The sequence below is a fragment of the Ectopseudomonas toyotomiensis genome (assembly GCF_017167985.1).
Classification (GTDB): domain Bacteria; phylum Pseudomonadota; class Gammaproteobacteria; order Pseudomonadales; family Pseudomonadaceae; genus Aquipseudomonas; species Aquipseudomonas toyotomiensis.
The window spans coordinates 2,873,760-2,894,492 of sequence record NZ_CP070505.1 but is presented as its reverse complement, the minus strand read 5'-3'; the positions used below and the strand labels follow the sequence as shown (position 1 = coordinate 2,894,492).

Genomic DNA, 20,733 nt, shown 5'->3' with positions numbered 1-20,733 from the left:
GCGGCCGAGGATACGCAAGTTGTATACACCTGCACAAGACCGTTCGGTCGCGATTGAAGCGCCGCGCTAGCGCAGCGTTTTCAGCCACTCTCCAGCACGCGGCTCACCGCTTGGGTAGAGCCCGTTGAGCAGACGCAACTGGGCCTCGCCATCGACTGGCAGCGGCGAATTCTTGGCCAAAGCGGAGATGCTCTGCCCTGCCTTCGCCCTTACCAGGTGCAGGCGCACTGGCTCGGCCAGCTTGCGTTCGGCAGGCTTCAGCGGCCGGTAACTGCGGATAACCTCAAGGAAACGTTGGTCCTCGGTTTCCAGCGAGGCACGCCCTTTCACCGCTGCCACAAACAGGTAAGCGTTGTCACCGCGATAGATTACCGCAACACGGCGCGCCGATTGCCCCTGCAACACCGCCGTATAGCCCTGCAGCGCGCCAAGACGCAACTCCTCGCCGGCCACCAGACGCTGATTGCCGACGCGCTGGCGCAGAAATTCGGCGGGCGACAGACGCTTGTCCGCCGCCTCCAGGGTCATGGCGATGAAAGCCTGCTCATCCGGGGTGTGGCCGATCAACACATCGGGGCGATTGACCAGTTGCCAGCCCTGCGGGTAGGTCAGGGTGAAGTCCAGCTCGCCGTGATAGAAATTGCGCCCACGACGAATGCCGCTGGCGGCCGAATCGCCGAACACCAGGCCATCGAGCATCTGCAGGAAGTTGTCGCGCCCCACTTCCTGATTGCCGCCCACCAGCGCACGTGCAGGACCGATCACCTCCTGCAGACGACGATCATTGTCCGGGTGGGTGTCGAACAAGCCGTGGTAGCCACCCGCCGCGGGAGCTTCGCCGCGCTTGGCTGCCTGCTCGCGGGCGAAATCCTCCTGCGCCTTGAGCACCTTGACCACCTCGATCATCGCTTGCGGATCGTAGCCACCACGCGCCAGGTATTGCGCGCCAAGGCCGTCGGCTTCCAGCTCCATGTCGCGCCCGTAGCCGCGCACGAAAGCATTGCCCATGGCACTGGTCAGATCCCCTACCGCCCCGACACCGGTACCGATGGCCGCAGCCTGACCTAGCAGCCCCCAGGCCGTGGACTGGCTTTGCTGGCGCACGCTGTGGCGCGCGGTCACGTGACCGACCTCGTGGCCCAGCACGGCCGCCAGTTCCGCTTCGGAATTGAGATAGGCGAGCAGGCCACGATGGATATAGATGTAGCCCCCCGGCAGGGCGAAGGCGTTGACGTCCGGACTGTCTACCAGAGTGAAGACATAGTTGAGCTGATTGCGATGGCTGCTGCGTGCCACCCGCTCGCCGACGCGCTGGATATAGGCCTGCAACTTGGCGTCCTCATAGCGCGGATACTGCTTGAGGATTTCCTGGTTGTAACGCGCACCAAGATCCAGCTCCTGGCGCTCGCTCATCATCACGAAATCGGTGCGGCCCGTGGCGGGATTGACCGCGCAACCCGCCAACCAGCCGCAGATAAAACACAGCGTCAATGCGCGTATCATGGCAACACCTCCAGCATCGCCGAATGAGTAAGCGGCAGCATCCAGCGCGCCTGCCCAGATTTCAAGCCACCGCGACTCTGGCGATCGATGACCCAGCCCCGCGCCTCCACCCGTCGCCCTTCGAGCCGCTGCAAGGCGCGCACATCGAACTCGCCGAGCAGTTCTGGCGCCACGCGCAATACCCGACCACCATCGAGATCGAGCCAGAGGCCGCCACGATTGCGTTGCACGCCGGTAACCCGCCCGCCGAGCAAGGCGAAGCCGCCACTTTTTATTCGGCCAGCCGTCTTCACTTGCTCGGTGCGCCACACACCCAGACGCTGACGCCGTGCCTGGCGCTCGGCCTCTACCTGACAACTCACGAGTGCACTATTGGGCGCCACGGCGACCATGAACCCAAGGCCTTCACCCAGCAGCTGTGCTTCCAGATTACGCCCCTGACGGTCGTAAAGGTGGGCCAGGGTACGACCGTAACGATCCTTGCGCTGCTCGCCGTAGAGCAGGCCGACACGGCCATCACTGGCATCGACCAACGCCTGCAGACGACGCTTGGATTGCACAGCGAAAGGCTCGTCGCTGCTCCCCTTGCGCCCCAACTCAGGCGCGTTGATGCCGATCAGGCGAATGCTGCGCCCGTCGGCCAGACGCACGGTGTCGCCATCGACCACCTGACGTACGACGACCTGAGCCAGATCTGTGCGTAACGGACAGAAGGCCTGAGCCAGATCGACGCAAAGCAGAGAAACGAAAAAGGCGCCCACCAGGGACGCCTTTTTCAGTATCACGGAGTGGCGCATGCCAGATTCCGTTTTCGTTCGGTCGCTTACTTGGCGCCGAATACGCCGAAGCGCTGCTTGAAGCGATCAATACGGCCGCCGGTGTCCAGCACTTTCTGCTTACCGGTGTAGAACGGATGGCACTCGGAGCAAACGTCGAGGCTCAGGTTCTTGCCCAGGGTGGAGCGGGTCTTGATCACGTTACCGCAGGAGCAGGTAGCGTCGATTTCGACGTAGTTCGGATGGATATCGGCTTTCATCGTGCTTTCCTCGGGGTAGTCGTGCCGCCACCCGACCAATGTCAGGCACCGCACAGAAATAGGCCGCGCATCTTACCAGAGACGCAGACCGATGCAAGCCACGCAAGGCGCCGGTCGTCGCGTGTTAAGATCGCCGGCCTGTCAATGGAGCTTCTGGCTTGCCCAACCTGATCCTGCGCCTCGCGCTGCCCTCGCCGCTGCGCCGCCTGTTCGACTACCTCGCCCCCGCCGGCGTGTCGCGCAGCGCCTTGCAGCCAGGCGCACGCCTACGCGTGCCCTTCGGCCGGCGCGAGATGATCGGCGTGCTGGTAGAAGTCGACAGCCAGAGCGAGGTCCCGACGGACAAGCTCAAGCCCGCCCTGGAACTGCTCGACGCCCGCCCACCGCTGCCGGCGTCGCTGTTCAAGCTGTGCCTGTGGACGGCGCAGTACTACCAGCACAGCCTAGGCGACACCCTGAGCTGGGCCTTGCCCGTGTTGCTCCGCCAGGGCGAACCCGCCGAAACCCGCCAGGAGCGTTACTGGCTGGCCAACAAAGGCGCCAGCGTCGACGACCCACGCCTGGCCCGCGCGCCACGCCAGCGCGACGCGCTCAAGGCACTGGCGCAACACCCGCATGGCGTTGCCCACAGCCTGCTCAGCCAGCTGCAACTCAACCGCGACAGCCTGCAATTACTGCATGAGAAGGGGCTGGTACGGGTCGAGGTGCGCCGCACCCAGCCTCATGCCAAGCCGGCGCACTGGCTGGCACAACCGGAACTACCACTGAATGCCGAGCAGCGTGCCGCGGTGAATGCCGTGGCGTCAGGCTGGGGCCAGTTCAATGCCTTCCTACTGGCGGGCGTCACCGGCAGTGGCAAGACCGAGGTCTACCTGCAACTGATCCACCAATGCCTGGAGGCCGGCAAGCAGGCGCTGGTGCTGATCCCCGAGATCAACCTCGGGCCGCAGACCCTCGACCGCTTCGCTCGCCGCTTCAATGCACGTATCGCCCTGCTGCATTCGGCAGTGAACGACCGCGAGCGTCTCGACGCCTGGCTGGCGGCACGCGATGGCGAGGCCGACATCATCATCGGCACGCGCTCGGCGCTGTTCACGCCGATGAAGAACCCGGGGCTGATCATCGTCGACGAAGAACACGACGCTTCCTACAAACAGCAGGAAGGTCTGCGCTACCACGCCCGTGACCTGGCGCTGGTGCGCGCCCGCCAGGAAGACGTGCCCATCGTCCTCGGCTCGGCCACACCTTCGCTGGAAAGCCTGCACAACGCCTACAGCGGCCGCTATGCCCTGCTCAAGCTGACACAGCGCGCCGGCGGTGCCAGCCAGCCGCGCTTCCTACGCCTGGACGTGAAGAGCCGGCCACTGGACTCGGGCATCTCCGGACCGATGCAGCAGGCCATCGCCCAGACCCTCGCCGCCGGCCAGCAGGTGCTGGTGTTTCTCAACCGCCGCGGCTTCGCCCCGACACTGCTCTGCCATGACTGCGGCTGGTTATCCGAGTGCCCGCGTTGTGATGCACGCATGACTGTGCACCAGCGCTACCAGGAACTGCGCTGCCATCACTGCGGGCATGTCGAGAAGCAACCGAGCAACTGCCCGAAATGCCAGCACGTCGACCTGCGCCCGGTCGGCGCTGGCACCGAGCGCGCCGAAGAGCGCCTGGCGGTGCTGTTCCCCGACTACCCGGTGCTGCGCATCGACCGCGACAGCACGTCACGCAAGGGGGCGATGGATCGCCTGTTCGCCACCATCAACAAGGGCGAGCCGTGCATCCTGGTCGGCACCCAGATGCTCGCCAAGGGTCATCACTTCCCCAGAGTGACACTGGTGTCGATCCTCGATGCCGACGGCGGCCTGTTCTCCGCCGATTTCCGCGCCAGCGAGCGCATGGCGCAGCTGATCGTGCAGGTTGCCGGTCGCGCCGGCCGCGCCGAGGAACCGGGCAAGGTGATCATCCAGAGCCACCTGGCCGACCATCCGCTGCTGGTGCAACTGACCGAGCAAGGCTACTTCGCCTTCGCCGAACAGGCGCTGAGCGAACGCCGCAGTGCCGGTCTGCCACCGTTCTGCCACCTGGCGTTGCTGCGCGCCGAAGCGCACAAGCCTGGCCAGGCCGAGAGTTTTCTCGATGAGGCCTGCAGCGAGGCCGAACATTTGCTGGGCGAACTGGGTCTGACCGGCATCGAACTGCTCGGACCGGTGCCCGCACCGATGGAACGCCGCGCCGGGCGCTTCCGCGCGCAACTGCTGCTGCAGGGCAATGCCCGCGCGCCACTGCACAGGCTGCTCAACCGCTGGTTGCATGCACTGGAACAAATGCCCAGCGGTCGTGCAGTGCGCTGGTCGCTGGATGTCGACCCGATCGACCTGTTTTGACGCACCACCGCTTCGCCTAACCATAGGGTGCGCCGTGCGCACCCGCTTCTCGATTCGCAACCAGGCAACCCTTTGTGCGCATAGCGCACCCTACAAGTTATGGCCTGCAGCCTGTCGCTACTTCTATAATGCGCAGTTTTCGATCAAAGCCCCAAGGCAACCCGAGCCGAACATGAAAGACAGCATTCGCCACCTGATCCAGCAAGCCCTCGACCGCCTGACCGCCGAAGGCGTGCTGCCTGCTGGCCTGACGCCGGCCATCCAGGTGGAGAACACCAAGGACAAGAGTCACGGCGACTTCGCCAGCAACATCGCCATGATGCTGGCCAAACCCGCCGGCATGAAGCCGCGCGACCTGGCCGAGAAACTGATCGCGGCATTACCGGCCGACGAGCAGATCACCAAGGTGGAAATCGCCGGTCCCGGCTTTCTCAACTTCTTCCAGAACAGCGATGTCCTGGCTCAGTACCTGGAAGCGGCACTGGCCGACGCCCAGCTCGGCGTGCGTAAGAACGGCCCCGCGCAGCGCGTGGTGGTCGACCTGTCGGCGCCGAACCTGGCCAAGGAAATGCACGTCGGCCACCTGCGCTCGACCATCATCGGAGACGGCGTGGCGCGCGTACTGGAGTTCCTCGGCGACACCGTGATCCGCCAGAACCATGTCGGCGACTGGGGCACCCAATTCGGCATGCTGCTGGCCTACATGCAGGAAAACCCGGCCGCCGCCGAAAGCGAGCTGGCCGACCTGGAAGGTTTCTACCGCGCCGCCAAGAAGCGCTTCGACGAATCCCTCGAGTTCGCCGACCGCGCCCGTGAGCTGGTGGTGCAACTACAGGCCGGCGACGCCGAGTGCCTGCGCCTGTGGCACCGTTTCAACGACATTTCCCTGTCGCACTGCCAGGCGCTGTATGACCGTCTCGGCGTCAAGCTCTCCATGGCCGACGTCAAGGGCGAGAGCGCCTATAACGACGACCTGCCGCAGGTGGTCGCCGATCTCGCCGCCAAGGGCCTGCTGACCGAAGACAACGGCGCCCAGTGCGTGTTCATGGACGAATTCAAGAACGCCGAAGGCAACCCGCTCCCGCTGATCGTGCAGAAGGCAGGCGGCGGCTACCTGTACGCCACCACCGACCTGGCCGCCACCCGCTACCGCGCAGGCGTGCTCAAGGCCGACCGCGTGCTGTACTTCGTCGACCAGCGCCAGGCCCTGCACTTCCAGATGGTCTTCGCCTGCGCGCGCCTGGCCGGCTTCGTCCCGGCCAGCATGGACATGGAACACATGGGCTTCGGCACCATGAACGGCCCGGACGGCCGCCCGTTCAAGACCCGCGACGGCGGCACGGTGAAGCTGGTGCAACTGCTCGACGAAGCCGAACAGCGCGCCTACAGCCTGGTCAAGGACAAGAACCCGGAACTGGGCGAGGACGAGCTGCGTAGAATCGCCCGCGTGGTCGGCATCGCCTCGGTGAAGTACGCCGACCTGTGCAAGCACCGCACCAGCGACTACAGCTTCAACTTCGACCTGATGCTCAGCTTCGAGGGCAATACCGCACCCTACCTGCTGTACGCCTACACCCGCGTCGCCAGCATCTTCCGCAAGCTGGGCAAGGGTGTGGATGAAATCGGCGGGCAGATCACCCTGGTCGCCGATCAGGAGCAGGCCCTGGCCGCCAAACTGGCGCAGTTCGGCGAGCTGCTCGGCAATGTCGCCGAGAAAGGCACGCCGCATATGCTCTGCGCTTACCTGTATGACATCGCCGGCCTGTTCTCCAGCTTCTACGAGAACTGCCCGATCCTCAGCGCCGAGAGCGAAGCTACGCGCGACAGCCGTCTGCGCCTGGCTGCCCTGACCGGCCGCACCCTCAAGCAGGGCCTGGAGCTGCTCGGCCTGGAAACTCTGGAGCGGATGTAAATGGCAGCGCGCAAGAAGCCGGCGCCGAAACGCGGCGCCAGTCGCTATCAGGCCCCAGCGAAGAAGCCGGTACCGGGCTGGATCTGGCTGGCCTGCGGCCTGGTGGTCGGCGGTTTCTTCATGTTCCTGTTCAGCCTCGAACCAGGCCGTGACGAGATCAAGCGCGACAAGGGCGAACAAGTGCGCAGCACCAAGCCTGAGCCGAAGCCGACGCAACCCGAGCCATCCAGGCCCAAGTACGACTTCTACACTCTGCTGCCGGAGTCGGAAGTGATCCTGCCGCAGGCACTGGAAGAAACGCCACCACCCGTGCCTGAGCAAAAGCCGGTCACCCCGGAAGAAGCCGCGAAGATCGACACCGCTCGCGCCGAAGCGGCCCTTAACGGCCAGGTGCCGCCGCCCCCACCACCCGTCCTGGCAAGCGCGCCGGTCACCACGCAGTTCTTCCTGCAGGCCGGCTCGTTCCGTAAACGCGATGACGCCGACGGCCTGCGCGCGCAGATCATCCTGCTCGGCCAGAACGTACGGGTAGAAACCGGCAAGGTGCGTGAGGAAACCTGGCACCGCGTACTGGTCGGCCCCTTCGCCAGCCGCGAGCAACTGGCCAGCGCGCAGAAGACCCTGGCAGCCGGCGGCTTCAGCAACCTGCTGTTACAGCAACGCCAGGTCCGCTGATCGCCGATTGACCCGCCGCCGGTTGAAAAGCTGCGGCGGGCCCCCCATCTGAGTTTCCATCCGGGCAAGTTCGCCCCGCAGCGTGGAGATTCACCCTTGACCACCATCGTTTCAGTGCGCCGCCACGGCAAGGTCGTGATGGCTGGCGACGGCCAGGTTTCCCTCGGCAACACCGTCATGAAGGGCAACGCCAAGAAGGTGCGCCGCCTCTACCACGGCCAGGTGCTGGCCGGCTTCGCCGGTGCCACCGCCGACGCCTTCACCCTGTTCGAGCGCTTCGAAGGCCAGCTGGAAAAACACCAGGGTCACCTGGTGCGCGCCGCCGTCGAGCTGGCCAAGGACTGGCGTACCGATCGCAGCCTGAGCCGCCTGGAAGCCATGCTGGCAGTGGCCAACAAGGACGCCTCGCTGATCATCACCGGCAACGGCGACGTCGTCGAACCCGAGGAAGGCCTGATCGCCATGGGCTCCGGCGGCAACTTCGCCCAGGCCGCCGCCCGCGCCCTGCTGATGAAGACCGACCTGTCCGCCCTCGAGGTAGCGCAGACTGCACTCGGCATCGCCGGCGACATCTGCGTGTTCACCAATCATCACCAGACAATAGAGGAACTGGACGCGCCCGAGTGACGTCCGTTCTTCATACAGATTCGATAGCGAGCCAAACTCCATGTCCATGACGCCCCGCGAGATCGTCCACGAACTCAACCGCCACATCATCGGCCAGGACGACGCCAAGCGCGCCGTAGCCATCGCCCTGCGCAACCGCTGGCGGCGCATGCAGCTGCCGGCCGAACTGCGCCAGGAAGTCACGCCGAAGAATATCCTGATGATCGGCCCCACCGGCGTCGGCAAGACCGAGATCGCCCGTCGTCTGGCCAAGCTGGCCAATGCGCCGTTCCTGAAAGTGGAAGCCACCAAGTTCACCGAGGTCGGCTATGTCGGCCGCGATGTCGAATCGATCATCCGCGACCTGGCCGATGCAGCGGTGAAAATGCTGCGTGAGCAGGAAATCACCAAGGTCCGCCACCGCGCCGAAGATGCCGCCGAGGAGCGCATCCTCGACGCGCTGCTGCCACCCGCGCGCCAGGGCTTCGGTGACGAGCCGGTGCGCAGCGAGGATTCCAATACCCGTCAGCTGTTCCGCAAGCGCCTGCGCGAAGGTCAGTTGAACGACAAGGAAATCGACATCGAAGTGGCCGACTCGCCCATGGGCGTAGAGATCATGACCCCGCCAGGCATGGAAGAAATGACCAACCAGCTGCAGAACCTGTTCTCCAGCATGGGCAAGGGCAAGAAGAAGAGCCGCAAGCTCAAGGTCGCCGACGCGCTGAAACTGGTGCGCGACGAGGAGGCCGCGCGCCTGGTCAACGAGGAAGAACTCAAGGCTCGAGCCCTGGAAGCCGTCGAGCAGCACGGCATCGTTTTCATCGACGAGATCGACAAGGTCGCCAAGCGCGGCAATACCGGCGGCGCCGATGTGTCGCGTGAAGGCGTGCAACGCGACCTGCTGCCGCTGATCGAAGGCTGCACGGTCAACACCAAGCTGGGCATGGTCAAGACCGACCATATCCTGTTCATCGCCAGCGGTGCCTTCCACCTGAGCAAACCCAGCGATCTGGTGCCCGAACTGCAGGGTCGCCTGCCGATCCGCGTCGAGTTGAAAGCGCTGAGCCCGCAGGACTTCGAGCGCATCCTCAGCGAGCCGCATGCCTCGCTCACCGAGCAGTACAGTGCACTGCTGCAGACCGAGGGATTGAACATCGAGTTCGCCGAAGACGGCATCAAGCGTCTGGCCGAGATCGCCTGGCAGGTCAACGAGAAGACCGAAAACATCGGCGCCCGCCGCCTGCACACGCTGCTCGAGCGCCTGCTGGAGGAGGTGTCCTTCAGTGCCGGCGACCTGGCAGGCCAGCAGAACGGCGAGCCGATCCGTATCGACGCGGCTTACGTCAACGGTCACCTCGGCGAGCTGGCACAGGACGAAGACCTGTCGCGCTATATTCTGTAAGCCCCGTAGCCCGATCTTGTAGCCGGTGGTCGGCGTCATTCTGTAGGAGCGGCTGGGCGACATTCCGCTTCAGCCGCGAAATTCGCGGATAAATCCGCTCCTACAGAACAGTGCAGGCTCCCAACTGGGCGTAACGCCTGAAAAGATCACGGAAACCAGCCATGCCCATCCCCAGCGCGATCAAACTGCACAAGGCCTCGAAAACCCTGGAACTGCGCTACGGTGAACAGAGCTATTCGCTCAGCGCCGAGTTCCTCCGTGTGCACTCGCCCTCGGCCGAGGTGCAGGGGCATGGCAAGCCGATTCTGCAGACCGGCAAGCTCAACGTCGGCCTGGAGCGCATCGAACCGGCCGGCAACTATGCACTGAAACTGTGCTTCGACGACGGCCATGACAGCGGCCTGTTCACTTGGGACTATCTGCACGAGTTGGCCACCCGGCATGATCAGCTGTGGGCCGACTATCTGGCGCAGCTCAGCGCCGCAGGGAAATCCCGCGACCCCAGCGAATCGGTCGTACGTCTGATGCTCTGAGGCGTCAGGAAAACCCTTGCCACAGAGCGCTCGGCGCATCCGCCAACGACCACGTTAACGACAGTTAGGGCGAGTTTTCTAATCTATCGCGGCATACTCCTGCGCCATCGAGCAGCTTGCTTAACTTCACAAACTCGGGTAACCAAGGAACTGGCAGGTTCCCTGCATTTGGCAGTGCCAGGTGCAACGAAATACGCGGACTCGATCCGCCCCCGGTAACCCGAGCAGTACCAGGCCCTGTGTCGCCGTGCGCCCTGGCAGGCCGGTATTCGTCTCAGGACAATGGAGCGTCGTAGATGAGTGATAAGAATAACGAAGACCTGAAACGCCAGGCCTCGGAAAACACCCTGGGACTCAACCCGGTGATTGGTATCCGCGGCAAGGATCTCCTGACCTCTGCCCGCATGGTGCTCTCCCAGGCACTCAAGCAACCCTTCCACAGCGCCAAGCACGTCGCCCATTTCGGCCTCGAACTGAAGAACGTCATGCTCGGCCAGTCCGCGCTCAAGCCTGAAGACGGCGACCGCCGTTTCGCCGACCCGGCCTGGAGCCAGAACCCGCTATATCGCCGCTACCTGCAGACCTACCTGGCCTGGCGCAAGGAACTGCATGACTGGATCGAACACAGCTCGCTGTCCGAGCAGGACGCCAGTCGCGGCCACTTCGTCATCAACCTGATGACCGAAGCCATGGCGCCGTCCAACAGCATGGCCAACCCGGCCGCGGTCAAACGCTTCTTCGAAACCGGCGGCAAAAGCCTGCTCGATGGTCTCTCCCACCTGGCCAAGGACATGGTGCACAACGGCGGCATGCCCAGCCAGGTGAACATGGAGGCCTTCGAGGTCGGCAAGAACCTGGCCACCACCGACGGCGCCGTGGTATTTCGCAACGATGTGCTGGAGCTGATCCAGTACAAGCCAATCACCGAGAGCGTGCACGAGCGCCCGCTGCTGGTGGTGCCACCGCAGATCAACAAGTTCTACGTCTTCGACCTGTCACCCGACAAGAGCCTGGCGCGCTTCCTGTTGCGCAGCCAGGTACAGACCTTCGTGGTCAGCTGGCGCAACCCGACCAAGGCGCAGCGCGAGTGGGGCCTGTCCACCTACATCGAGGCGCTCAAGGAAGCCATCGACGTGATCTGCGCCATCACCGGCAGCAAGGACGTCAACATGCTTGGCGCCTGCTCCGGCGGCCTGACCACTGCCTCGCTGCTCGGTCACTATGCAGCGCTTGGCCAGCAGAAGGTCAACGCCCTGACCCTGCTGGTCAGCGTGCTCGATACCCAGCTCGACACCCAGGTTGCCTTGTTCGCCGACGAGAAGACCCTGGAAGCCGCCAAGCGCCGCTCCTACCAGGCCGGCGTACTGGAGGGTAGCGACATGGCCAAGGTGTTCGCCTGGATGCGCCCCAACGACCTGATCTGGAACTACTGGGTCAACAACTACCTGCTCGGCAACGAGCCACCAGTGTTCGACATCCTTTATTGGAACAACGACACCACACGTCTGCCGGCCGCGCTGCATGGCGAGTTCATCGACATGTTCCAGACCAACCCACTGACCCGTCCGGGCGCGCTGGAAGTCTGCGGCACACCGATCGACCTCAAGCAGGTCACCTGTGATTTCTTCGTCGTCGCCGGCACCACCGACCACATCACGCCATGGGACTCCTGCTACAAGTCGGCGCACCTGTTCGGCGGCAAGTGCGAGTTTGTGCTGTCCAACAGCGGCCATATCCAAAGCATTCTCAACCCACCGGGTAATCCCAAGGCGCGCTACATGACCAACAGCGAGATGCCGCTGGACCCGAAGGCCTGGCAGGAAAGCTCGACCAAGCACGCCGACTCCTGGTGGCTACATTGGCAGACGTGGCTGAGCGAACGCTCGGGCGAAACCAAGAATGCACCACGAGCGCTGGGCAACAAGAAATTCCCGGCCGGCGAAGCCGCTCCGGGCACCTATGTACACGAACGCTGATTTTCAGTCTCAACCGCAGCGGCACCGGGAAGTGCCGCACGCCACGACGGTCTGACCGGCGTGGAACCAGGTAACCCCTGGTAACCCTGGAGGCGGCCCGGACGGCCCTCTCCAGCGCTCAACTCCACAGGGGCTGCGCCTATGCCGCAACCATTCGTATTCCGCACCATCGATCTCGATGGGCAGACCATCCGCACCGCGGTGCGGCCAGGCAACAGCCAGTTGGTGCCGCTGCTGATCTTCAACGGCATCGGCGCCAACCTGGAGCTGGTGATGCCCTTCGTCGCCGCCCTGGACCCGGAGCTGGAAATCATCGCCTTCGACGTCCCCGGTGTCGGCGGTTCCTCCACGCCGGCCACGCCCTACCGCTTCCCCGGTCTGGCCAAGCTGGCAGCGCGCATGCTCGATTACCTCGACTACGGTCAGGTCAATGCCATCGGCGTGTCCTGGGGCGGCGCCCTGGCGCAGCAGTTCGCCCATGACTATCCCGAGCGCTGCAAGAAGCTGATCCTCGCCGCCACGTCTGCCGGCGCGGTGATGGTGCCGGGCAAGCCCAAGGTGCTCTGGCGCATGGCCAGCCCACGCCGCTATGTGCAGCCGTCCTACGGTGTGCGCATCGCCCCGGACATCTACGGTGGCGCCTTCCGGCGCGACCCCAAGCTGGCCATGGCGCACGCCAGCAAGGTGCGCTCGGGCGGCAAGATGGGCTACTACTGGCAGCTGTTCGCCGGCCTCGGCTGGACCAGCATCCACTGGCTGCACAAGATCCGCCAACCGACCTTGGTGATGGCCGGCGACGACGACCCACTGATTCCGCTGATCAACATGCGCCTGCTGGCCTGGCGCATTCCCAACGCCGAACTGCACGTGATCGACGACGGCCACCTGTTCCTGGTTACCCGCGCCGAAGCGGTGGCCCCGATCATCATGAAGTTTCTCGAAGAGGAACGGCACCGCGCGGTGATGCACCCGCAGCCCACACCATTGCGCCAGCATTGACCGCACCAGCGTAGTGCGCAATGTTCTGCGTGCTCGACAAAGGGGCCGCTCAAGGCCTCTTGTTGTTCGACGCGGCGCTCTGGAATGCACTTCCCGCGCGCCTGGTACAGGGCTTGCTGCACACCCTGCACAAGTACAAGGTGCGTGTCAGGCAGTCCGCGCCATGAAAGTCTCTAGACGGTTTGACGACGGAGTGTTGCCCCATGCGAGACAAGTCGAACCCGGCTTCACTGCCGGCACCTGCCAGTTTCATGAATGCCCAGAGCGCCGTGGTCGGCGTGCGCGGTCGCGATCTGTTGTCCACCATGCGCCTGCTGGCCGCCCAGGGCCTGAAGAACCCGGTGCGCAGTGGACGTCATCTGCTGGCCTTCGGCAGCCAGCTTGGCCGGGTGCTGCTCGGCGATACCCTGCACAAGGTCAACCCGCAAGACGCGCGTTTCGCCGACCCGACCTGGCACCTCAACCCCTTCTACCGACGCAGTCTGCAGGCCTATCTGGCGTGGCAGAAACAACTGGCTGCGTGGATCGACGACAGCGACCTGTCGGCCGATGACCGCGCCCGCGCGCGCTTTCTCGCATCGCTGATGAGCGACGCCCTGTCACCGTCGAACAGCCCGCTCAACCCGCAGGCACTCAAGGAGCTGTTCAACACCGGAGGTAGCAGCGCCTTCAAGGGCCTGCGCCATCTGCTCGACGACCTGCTGAATAACGACGGTCTGCCCAGCCAGGTCAGCAAACACGCCTTCGAGGTCGGCCGTAATCTGGCCTGCACGCCAGGTGCCGTGGTCTTCCGCAACGAGCTTCTGGAACTGATCCAGTACAAGCCGATGAGCGAAAAGCAGTACCTGCGCCCGCTGCTGATCGTGCCGCCACAGATCAACAAGTACTACATATTCGACCTGTCCAACGACAAGAGCTTCGTCCAGTACGCACTGAAGAACGGCCTGCAGACCTTCATGATCAGTTGGCGCAACCCCGACCCGCGCCACCGCGAATGGGGCCTGTCGAGCTACGTGCAGGCCGTCGAGGAGGCCGTCGATGCCTGCCGCGCCATCTCCGGCAGCAAGGACGTCAACCTGCTCGGCGCCTGCGCCGGCGGCCTGACCATCGCCGCCCTGCAAGGCCACCTGCAGGCACGCCGCCAACTGCGCAAGGTTGCCAGTGCCACTTATATGGTCAGCCTGCTCGATAGCCAGATCGACAGCCCGGCGATGCTCTTTGCCGACGAGGAAACCCTCGAGTCGGCCAAGCGCCGCTCCTACCAGCAAGGCGTGCTGGACGGCCGCGACATGGCCAGGGTATTCGCCTGGATGCGCCCCAACGATCTGATCTGGAACTACTGGGTCAACAACTACCTGCTCGGCAAGCAGCCGCCCGCCTTCGACATCCTCTACTGGAACAACGACAACACGCGCCTGCCCGCTGCACTGCATGGCGACCTGATCGATTTCTTCAAACACAACCCGCTTAGCCGCGCGGGTGCGTTGGAGGTCTGCGGTACGCCAGTGGATCTGGCCAAGGTCAACGTCGACAGCTTCAGCGTGGCCGGTATCAACGATCACATCACGCCCTGGGATGCGGTCTATCGCTCGACCCTGCTGCTTGGCGGCAACCGCCGCTTCATTCTGTCCAATAGCGGGCATATCCAGAGCATTCTCAACCCGCCGGGCAACCCCAAGGCCAACTACTACGAGAACACCAAGCTCACCTCCGACCCACGCGCCTGGTATCACGACGCCACGCACCAGCAAGGCAGTTGGTGGCCACAGTGGCTGGAGTGGATGCAGGCACGCTCCGGCGCGCAACGCGAAACCCTGATGGCGCTGGGTAACCAGAACCATCCGGCCATGGAGGCGGCACCGGGCACTTACGTGCATATCCGCTGAAGCGGCATGCCACGAAGCCCCCAGCGCCAACAAAACCTGCGCGGCATGCCCACATCCTTCATCCGGCGCTTCGCGCCACCTTCCCCCGAAGGGAGAAGGACATGAGAGATGTCGCTACGCGACTTTTACTAAAGGGATGGCCGGCTGCACGCCGGCCGGTTATCGTCAGCCCTTCGCGCCTAATCGAACAAGAAGCCAAGGATGAAAACCCGCGAGCGCATTCTTCAAACCGCTCTGCAGCTGTTCAACGAGCAGGGCGAGCCCAACGTTTCCACACTGGAAATCGCCAACGAGCTGGACATCAGCCCGGGCAATCTCTACTACCACTTCCATGGCAAGGAGCCGCTGGTACTGGAGCTGTTCGAGCGTTTCCAGAGCGAGATGGCGCCTTTGCTCGACCCGCCAGCCGAAGCCCAGCTGGACGTCGAGGACTACTGGCTGTTCCTGCACCTGATCGTCGAGCGCCTGTCGCAGTACCGCTTTCTCTTCCAGGACCTGTCCAACCTGGCCGGGCGTCTGCCGAAACTGGCGCGCGGCATTCGTCACTGGCTGAACGCGCTGAAACGCACGCTGGCCTCCCTGCTCGCCCGCCTGATGACCGACGGCCAACTGGCCAGCGGCACCCAGGCGCTCGGCCAACTGGTCGAGCAGATCACCCTGACTCTGCTGTTCTCTCTCGACTATCAGCGCATCCTCGACCAGGAAGGTGAAGTGCGCCTGGTGGTGTACCAGATCATGATGCTGGTAGCGCCACACCTGAACCAGCCCTCACGCAGCACCGTCGAGCACTTGGCGCAGCGGTATCTGGAAGCCTGACGCGCAGCCTCGGTTGCTGTGCATGGCGCACCCTGCGACCGCAAACGAAAACGCCCGGCACTAGGCCGGGCGTTTTTGATCCTGAGAAACTCAGGACGGGGTGGCTGGAGTTGCCGGAGCGGCAGCCGGAGCCGGTGCAGCGGCCGGCGTTGCAGCAGCGGCCGGAGCCGGTGCCGGTGCAGCCGGTTTCGGCGCAGCTGCCTTGGGCGCTGCCGGTTTCTTCGCAGCCGGCTTCTTCGCCGCAGCAGGTTTGGCTGCTGGCTTAGCTGCAGGCTTGGCGGCGGCTGGCTTGGCAGCGGGTTTCGCTGCGGCCTTGGCTGCCGGTTTCGCCGCAGGCTTGGCCGCAGGTTTAGCTGCCGGCTTGGCGGCTGCAGGTTTCGCGGCAGCCGGTTTGGCAGCGGGCTTGGCTGCAGCTTTGGCAGCAGGCTTGGCGGCCGGCTTCGCAGCAGGTTTGGCAGCAGGCTTGGCGGCAGCCTTCGCGGCAGGTTTGGGCGCAGCTTTGGCAGCAGGCTTGGCGACCGACTTGGCCGATACACCAGTGATCTTCTCCAACTGCTTGGTCAGGCTGTCGACCTTGTCATTCAATGCCTTGACCTCATTGCGGCTGGGTACACCCAGACGCGAGATGGCATTGTTCAGACGCTTGTCGAAGGCCTCTTCCAGCTCACCCCACTTGCCGATCGCCTTGCCCCGGACTTCATCGACCTTGGACTTGGCGGAACCGACCTTGGAACCGACGCCGGCTTTCACCGCATCAACCTGTTTGTCGACTTCGCTCTTGGCCTGCTTTTCAGCCTTCTCGCCGTCCTTGACCAGCGTGTCGAACAGCTTGGTGCCGTCCTTGCTGACCTTGGAATAAGCGCCCAAGCCTGCCAACCAGATCTGACGCGAGTATTTCTCGACCTCGCCGATCCAGGAGCTGGTCTGTTTCTCGGTTTTCTTCTTAACAGCCATCCTGATCTCCTTATTTGGTACGCGCGACATGCTCGAGCAACGCGCTCAGCTCATCCAGCTTAGCAGAGAGTGCTTCAACATCCTGCTTGGACGGAATGCCGATACGGTTCAGAGCGGAAGCCACACGAGTATCGAAAGCCTTCTCGATCTTGTCGAGCTGAACTTCGACCTTGCCTTTAACGCTGGTGACATTGCTATTGACCGACTGCTTGACCGATTCGATCTGGCTGTTGGCGGCTTCTACCTGCTCGTCGACCAGCTTCTTGCCTTTGCTTTCGACGCCTTCACCGGCCTTGACCAGCTCCTTGAAGTATTCGGCCCCCTCGCTACCCGCCTTGGCGTAAGCGCCCAGGCCAGCGAGGTAGATCTTGCGGGCATAGCCCTTCACGTCGTCGAACAGACCGGCTTTGTCTTCGACCACGGCTTCTACTTTTTTCTTCACGGCAACTTTCGACATGGTGCACCTCACGCGCTTTGACAGTTAGCGGAAACGCCCACGGAATGCAGGCTTGGGTACACCCTAAGGAGAAAAATTAGAAATCGCATACTAAGAGCAGGCGACAGCATGCATGTTCAATGCGACCCAGTAGCGGCGGGCACAGCGCACCCTACTGGCTTGCCACTGCTCTCAGGCCAGCGATTTGTCCAGCACCTGCTCGATCTCGCGCTGGATCATGCCGCCCATGGGCGACAGCAACAGCCCGAGCTTGAGCTCCACACGCACAGTGTCTTCACCGACCGCGATGCTGCCGTCGGCACCGCTGCGCTTGAACTCAAGGGTGTCGCCATTCCAGCGGTAGCGCACGTCGTACTCGCTGGCCAGGCGCTCGGCCAGGCGTTCGGCCTTCTCGCGGGCGGCCTCGCGACCGAGGGAATGGGATCGTTCTACACGAATACGGGACATGGCAACTCCTTGAACTGGCGGCGTGCCGCACGTCTGCGGCATGAGGTCACATCACTCTACCAGCCCATCGGGCAAGCGGGCACCCAGGCAAGACAAAGGCGCCAGGCGCCTTTAGAATGGTGCGGTTTTCTACCCGGTGAGAGCGACATGAGCGATCCACGCAAGGCCCAGGAGCAGGAACCCACCACCCACTTCGGTTTCCAGGATGTGCCGGAAAGTCAGAAGGCGGAGAAAGTGGCCGAAGTCTTTCACTCGGTGGCGGCCAAGTACGACCTGATGAACGACGTGCTGTCCGGTGGCCTGCATCGCCTGTGGAAGCGCTTCACCATCGAGCTGTCCGGCGTGCGTCCGGGCAACCGCGTGCTGGACATCGCTGGCGGCACTGGCGACCTGACCCGCAAGTTCTCCAGCATCGTCGGTCCGACCGGGCAAGTGGTGCTGGCCGACATCAACGACTCCATGCTCAAGGTCGGTCGTGACCGCCTGCTGGACAAGGGCGTGGCCGGCAACGTGCAGTTCGTCCAGGCCGATGCCGAGAAGCTGCCGTTCCCCGACAACCACTTCGACGTGGTCACCATCGCCTTCGGCCTGCGCAACGTCACCCACAAGGAAGACGCCCTGCGCTCGATGCTGCGTGTGCTCAAACCCGGCGGTCGCCTGCTGGTGCTGGAGTTCTCCAAGCCCGGCAACCCGCTGTTGGCAAAGGTCTACGACACCTACTCGTTCAGCTTCATGCCGCTGGCCGGCAAGTTGATCACCAATGACTCGGAAAGCTACCGCTACCTGGCCGAGTCGATCCGCATGCATCCGGATCAGGAAACCCTCAAGGCGATGATGGTCGACGCCGGCTTCGAGCGTGTCACCTACCACAACATGACTGGCGGCATCGTCGCCCTGCATCGCGGCATCAAGCCTTAATGCTGATCACGGGCTTGCTGGCGGGCGTCGAGGCGGGCCTCAACCGCGTCCTGCGCCTCGATGGCACGGCATTGCCGCGCCTGCAGACGCTGAGTGGCAAGGTCATCGCTGTACATTGCCAGAACCCAGCACTGGAAATATTTATCCTGCCCAGCGGCGACGGCCTGCAACTGGCGTCGCAATGGCATGCACCCACCGACTGCACACTCACCGCGCCTGCCTCCAGCCTGGCGCGCCTCGCCCTGAGTCGCGAGAAAACCGCCATCCTGCACCGCCCGGAAGTGTCGCTCGATGGCGACAGCGCGGTGCTGCTGCAACTGGCCGGCATCCTCCAGGATCTGGAGCTGGACTGGGAATACGAAATCTCGCGCTGGCTCGGCCCGGTGGCCACCACCCTGCTCGCGGGTCACCTGCGCAGCCGGGTCAATCTCGCCAGCCACGGCGCCGCCAGCCTCAAGCAGAATCTGGCCGACTACCTGGCCGAAGAGTCACGCACCCTGGTGGGCCAGCGCGAAGCCGATGCGCGTTTCGCCGAGCTGGATCAACTCAAACTCGCCCTCGACCGCCTGGAAGCACGCATCGAGCGCCTCACTTCTGCCAATAAGTCCGACGCATGAAGCTGCTTGCCGTTCGCCGCCTGTTGCGCATCCAGCGCGTAGTCATCCGCTATCAACTGGACGAGATGCTCTTCGAGCTGCCGCTGCCATTCTGGCTGCGCGCGCTGTCCTGCCTGCTGCCCTGGCGCTGGCTGCCGCGCAAGCCGCTGGGGCTGTCGCGCGGAGCACGCCTGCGTCTGGCGCTGGAAGACCTGGGGCCGATCTTCATCAAGTTCGGCCAACTGCTGTCCACCCGCCGCGACCTGCTGCCGCCGGATATCGCCGATGAGCTGGCGCGCCTGCAGGATCAGGTGCCGCCCTTCCCGGAAGAGCAAGCCATCGCCCTGATCGAACGCCAGCTTGGCGCACCAGTGAGCGAGCTGTTCGCCCGTTTCGACAGCCAGCCACTGGCCTCGGCCTCGGTGGCACAAGTGCATGCCGCGCAGCTGAAAAGCGGCGAGCAGGTGGTGGTCAAGGTAGTGCGCCCGGGCCTCAAGCCGGTGATTCGCCAGGACCTTGCCTGGTTGTTCCTGATCGCCCGTATCGCCGAGAAAGCCTCGGCCGATGCCCGCCGCCTGCGCCCGGTGGAAGTGGTCAGCGACTACGAAAAGACCATCTACGACGAACTCGACCTGCTGCGCGAAGCAGCCAACGCCAGCCAGTTGCGGCGCAACTTCGACGGCTCGCCTCTGCTCTACGTACCGCAGGTGTACTGGGACCTGTGCCGCCACCAGGTGCTGGTGATGGAGCGCATCTATGGCATCCCGGTGACCGACCTGGCAACCCTGGCCGACCAGCGCACCGACATGAAACTTTTGGCCGAGCGCGGCGTGGAGATCTTCTTCACCCAGGTGTTCCGCGACAGCTTCTTCCACGCCGACATGCACCCCGGCAACATCTTCGTCAGTACCCGCACGCCGTGGAGCCCGCAGTACATCGCCATCGACTGCGGCATCATCGGCAGCCTCACCGACGAAGACCAGGACTACCTGGCGCGCAACCTGATCGCCTTCTTCAAGCGCGACTACCGCAAGGTCGCGCAATTGCACATCGACTCAGGCTGGGTACCGGCCGACACCAAGGTCAACGAGTTCGAGGCGGCGATTCGCACCGTGTGCGAGCCGATCTTCGAGAAGCCGCTGAAGGACATCTCCTTCGGCCAGTTGCTGCTGCGCCTGTTCCAGACCGCCCGGCGCTTCAACATGGAAGTGCAGCCGCAGTTGGTGCTGCTGCAGAAGACCCTGCTCAACATCGAAGGCCTGGGCCGTCAGCTCTACCCCGATCTGGATCTGTGGAGTACCGCGCAGCCCTTCCTCGAACGCTGGATGCGCGAGCGCATCAGCCCGCTGCATCTGCTGCGCAACCTGCAGCAACAAGCCGAGCAGGTACCGCACCTGTCACAGATCGCCCGCGACACCCTGGAGCGTCTGCAGCAGCCGGTACAGGTCCAGACCACCGCATCGCGCGATCACTGGCCACTGCGCCTGCTTGGCGCGGCACTGATCGGCGCTGGCGCCATGCAGGGCCTGGCACCACTGCTGGCCACCTGGCCAGCCTGGCTGATGGTCGGCGGCGGGCTCTATCTGATACTGCGCCGATAGCCAGTTGGCTGCGGCACTGGCACACTTGAGGAATTCAC

The 20,733-nt window shown here is 63.8% G+C and carries 20 protein-coding genes; 14 read left to right on the top strand and 6 right to left on the bottom strand.

The window, feature by feature from the left end:
• Positions 1-66 precede the first annotated feature (66 nt).
• The 3 genes from JWV26_RS13340 to rpmE are packed head-to-tail and all read right to left on the bottom strand — an operon-like array spanning position 67 to position 2,539.
• Positions 67-1,503: a M48 family metalloprotease gene (locus JWV26_RS13340; protein WP_206417050.1), complete on the bottom strand. Its 1,437-nt coding sequence runs from the start codon at positions 1,501-1,503 to the stop codon at positions 67-69.
• Complete coding sequence (locus tag JWV26_RS13335; RefSeq protein WP_206417049.1) at positions 1,500-2,300, bottom strand: thermonuclease family protein; 801 nt, start codon at positions 2,298-2,300, stop codon at positions 1,500-1,502. Before JWV26_RS13335 ends, JWV26_RS13340 begins: the two co-directional genes overlap by 4 nt.
• 26 nt (positions 2,301-2,326) lie before the next feature.
• Entirely contained in the window at positions 2,327-2,539 is a 213-nt protein-coding gene (gene rpmE / locus JWV26_RS13330; protein ID WP_003459015.1) for a 50S ribosomal protein L31, read from the bottom strand.
• Positions 2,540-2,697: 158 nt separating this feature from the next.
• Here rpmE and JWV26_RS13325 point away from each other — a divergent pair, with 158 nt between their 5' ends.
• The 11 genes from JWV26_RS13325 (at position 2,698) to JWV26_RS13275 (ending at position 15,722) form a co-directional block, all read left to right on the top strand.
• Positions 2,698-4,917 (top strand): primosomal protein N', encoded by a 2,220-nt coding sequence (locus JWV26_RS13325; RefSeq protein WP_206417048.1) that lies wholly within the window; start codon positions 2,698-2,700, stop codon positions 4,915-4,917.
• A gap of 172 nt (positions 4,918-5,089) precedes the next feature.
• Positions 5,090-6,829 (top strand): arginine--tRNA ligase, encoded by a 1,740-nt coding sequence (gene argS, locus JWV26_RS13320; protein WP_206417047.1) that lies wholly within the window; start codon positions 5,090-5,092, stop codon positions 6,827-6,829.
• Entirely contained in the window at positions 6,830-7,504 is a 675-nt protein-coding gene (locus tag JWV26_RS13315; protein ID WP_021487790.1) for an SPOR domain-containing protein, read from the top strand. It begins immediately after the preceding gene.
• Between the two features lie 96 nt (positions 7,505-7,600).
• Positions 7,601-8,131, top strand: a complete 531-nt coding sequence (gene hslV, locus JWV26_RS13310) for an ATP-dependent protease subunit HslV (RefSeq protein ID WP_003459006.1) — start codon at positions 7,601-7,603, stop codon at positions 8,129-8,131.
• A 40-nt stretch (positions 8,132-8,171) separates the two neighbouring features.
• Positions 8,172-9,512 carry an HslU--HslV peptidase ATPase subunit gene (hslU, locus tag JWV26_RS13305; protein ID WP_017678530.1) on the top strand — a complete coding sequence of 447 codons (1,341 nt, stop codon included), beginning with the start codon at positions 8,172-8,174 and terminating at the stop codon, positions 9,510-9,512.
• A 161-nt stretch (positions 9,513-9,673) separates the two neighbouring features.
• Complete coding sequence (locus tag JWV26_RS13300) at positions 9,674-10,045, top strand: gamma-butyrobetaine hydroxylase family protein (protein ID WP_017678529.1); 372 nt, start codon at positions 9,674-9,676, stop codon at positions 10,043-10,045.
• Between the two features lie 296 nt (positions 10,046-10,341).
• On the top strand, positions 10,342-12,021 hold the full coding sequence (gene phaC, locus JWV26_RS13295; RefSeq protein ID WP_072423371.1) for a class II poly(R)-hydroxyalkanoic acid synthase: 1,680 nt from the start codon (positions 10,342-10,344) through the stop codon (positions 12,019-12,021).
• Positions 12,022-12,162: 141 nt separating this feature from the next.
• On the top strand, positions 12,163-13,020 hold the full coding sequence (gene phaZ, locus JWV26_RS13290) for a poly(3-hydroxyalkanoate) depolymerase (protein ID WP_003458999.1): 858 nt from the start codon (positions 12,163-12,165) through the stop codon (positions 13,018-13,020).
• Positions 13,021-13,049: 29 nt separating this feature from the next.
• Complete coding sequence (locus JWV26_RS13285; RefSeq protein ID WP_206417046.1) at positions 13,050-13,187, top strand: hypothetical protein; 138 nt, start codon at positions 13,050-13,052, stop codon at positions 13,185-13,187.
• 36 nt (positions 13,188-13,223) lie between these two features.
• Complete coding sequence (gene phaC, locus JWV26_RS13280) at positions 13,224-14,906, top strand: class II poly(R)-hydroxyalkanoic acid synthase (RefSeq protein ID WP_072423372.1); 1,683 nt, start codon at positions 13,224-13,226, stop codon at positions 14,904-14,906.
• 201 nt (positions 14,907-15,107) lie between these two features.
• Positions 15,108-15,722 carry a TetR/AcrR family transcriptional regulator gene (locus JWV26_RS13275; RefSeq protein ID WP_206417045.1) on the top strand — a complete coding sequence of 205 codons (615 nt, stop codon included), beginning with the start codon at positions 15,108-15,110 and terminating at the stop codon, positions 15,720-15,722.
• Positions 15,723-15,812: 90 nt separating this feature from the next.
• Here JWV26_RS13275 and JWV26_RS13270 read toward each other — a convergent pair whose 3' ends face one another.
• From JWV26_RS13270 to JWV26_RS13260, 3 genes are all read right to left on the bottom strand, one after another.
• Positions 15,813-16,676, bottom strand: a complete 864-nt coding sequence (locus JWV26_RS13270) for a phasin family protein (RefSeq protein ID WP_072423374.1) — start codon at positions 16,674-16,676, stop codon at positions 15,813-15,815.
• A 10-nt stretch (positions 16,677-16,686) separates the two neighbouring features.
• On the bottom strand, positions 16,687-17,133 hold the full coding sequence (locus tag JWV26_RS13265; protein WP_072423375.1) for a phasin family protein: 447 nt from the start codon (positions 17,131-17,133) through the stop codon (positions 16,687-16,689).
• 171 nt (positions 17,134-17,304) lie between these two features.
• Positions 17,305-17,580, bottom strand: coding sequence for a polyhydroxyalkanoic acid system family protein (locus tag JWV26_RS13260; protein ID WP_017678522.1), 276 nt, complete (start codon positions 17,578-17,580; stop codon positions 17,305-17,307).
• A gap of 147 nt (positions 17,581-17,727) precedes the next feature.
• Here JWV26_RS13260 and ubiE point away from each other — a divergent pair, with 147 nt between their 5' ends.
• The 3 genes from ubiE to ubiB are packed head-to-tail and all read left to right on the top strand — an operon-like array spanning position 17,728 to position 20,695.
• Positions 17,728-18,498 carry a bifunctional demethylmenaquinone methyltransferase/2-methoxy-6-polyprenyl-1,4-benzoquinol methylase UbiE gene (ubiE, locus tag JWV26_RS13255; RefSeq protein ID WP_072423376.1) on the top strand — a complete coding sequence of 257 codons (771 nt, stop codon included), beginning with the start codon at positions 17,728-17,730 and terminating at the stop codon, positions 18,496-18,498.
• The gene (locus JWV26_RS13250; protein WP_074913713.1) at positions 18,498-19,115 is read left to right on the top strand and encodes a ubiquinone biosynthesis accessory factor UbiJ; all 618 of its coding nucleotides are present in this window, start codon (positions 18,498-18,500) and stop codon (positions 19,113-19,115) included. Before ubiE ends, JWV26_RS13250 begins: the two co-directional genes overlap by 1 nt.
• Entirely contained in the window at positions 19,112-20,695 is a 1,584-nt protein-coding gene (gene ubiB / locus JWV26_RS13245; protein WP_074913712.1) for a ubiquinone biosynthesis regulatory protein kinase UbiB, read from the top strand. The genes JWV26_RS13250 and ubiB overlap by 4 nt, the downstream gene beginning before the upstream one ends.
• Positions 20,696-20,733 lie beyond the last annotated feature (38 nt).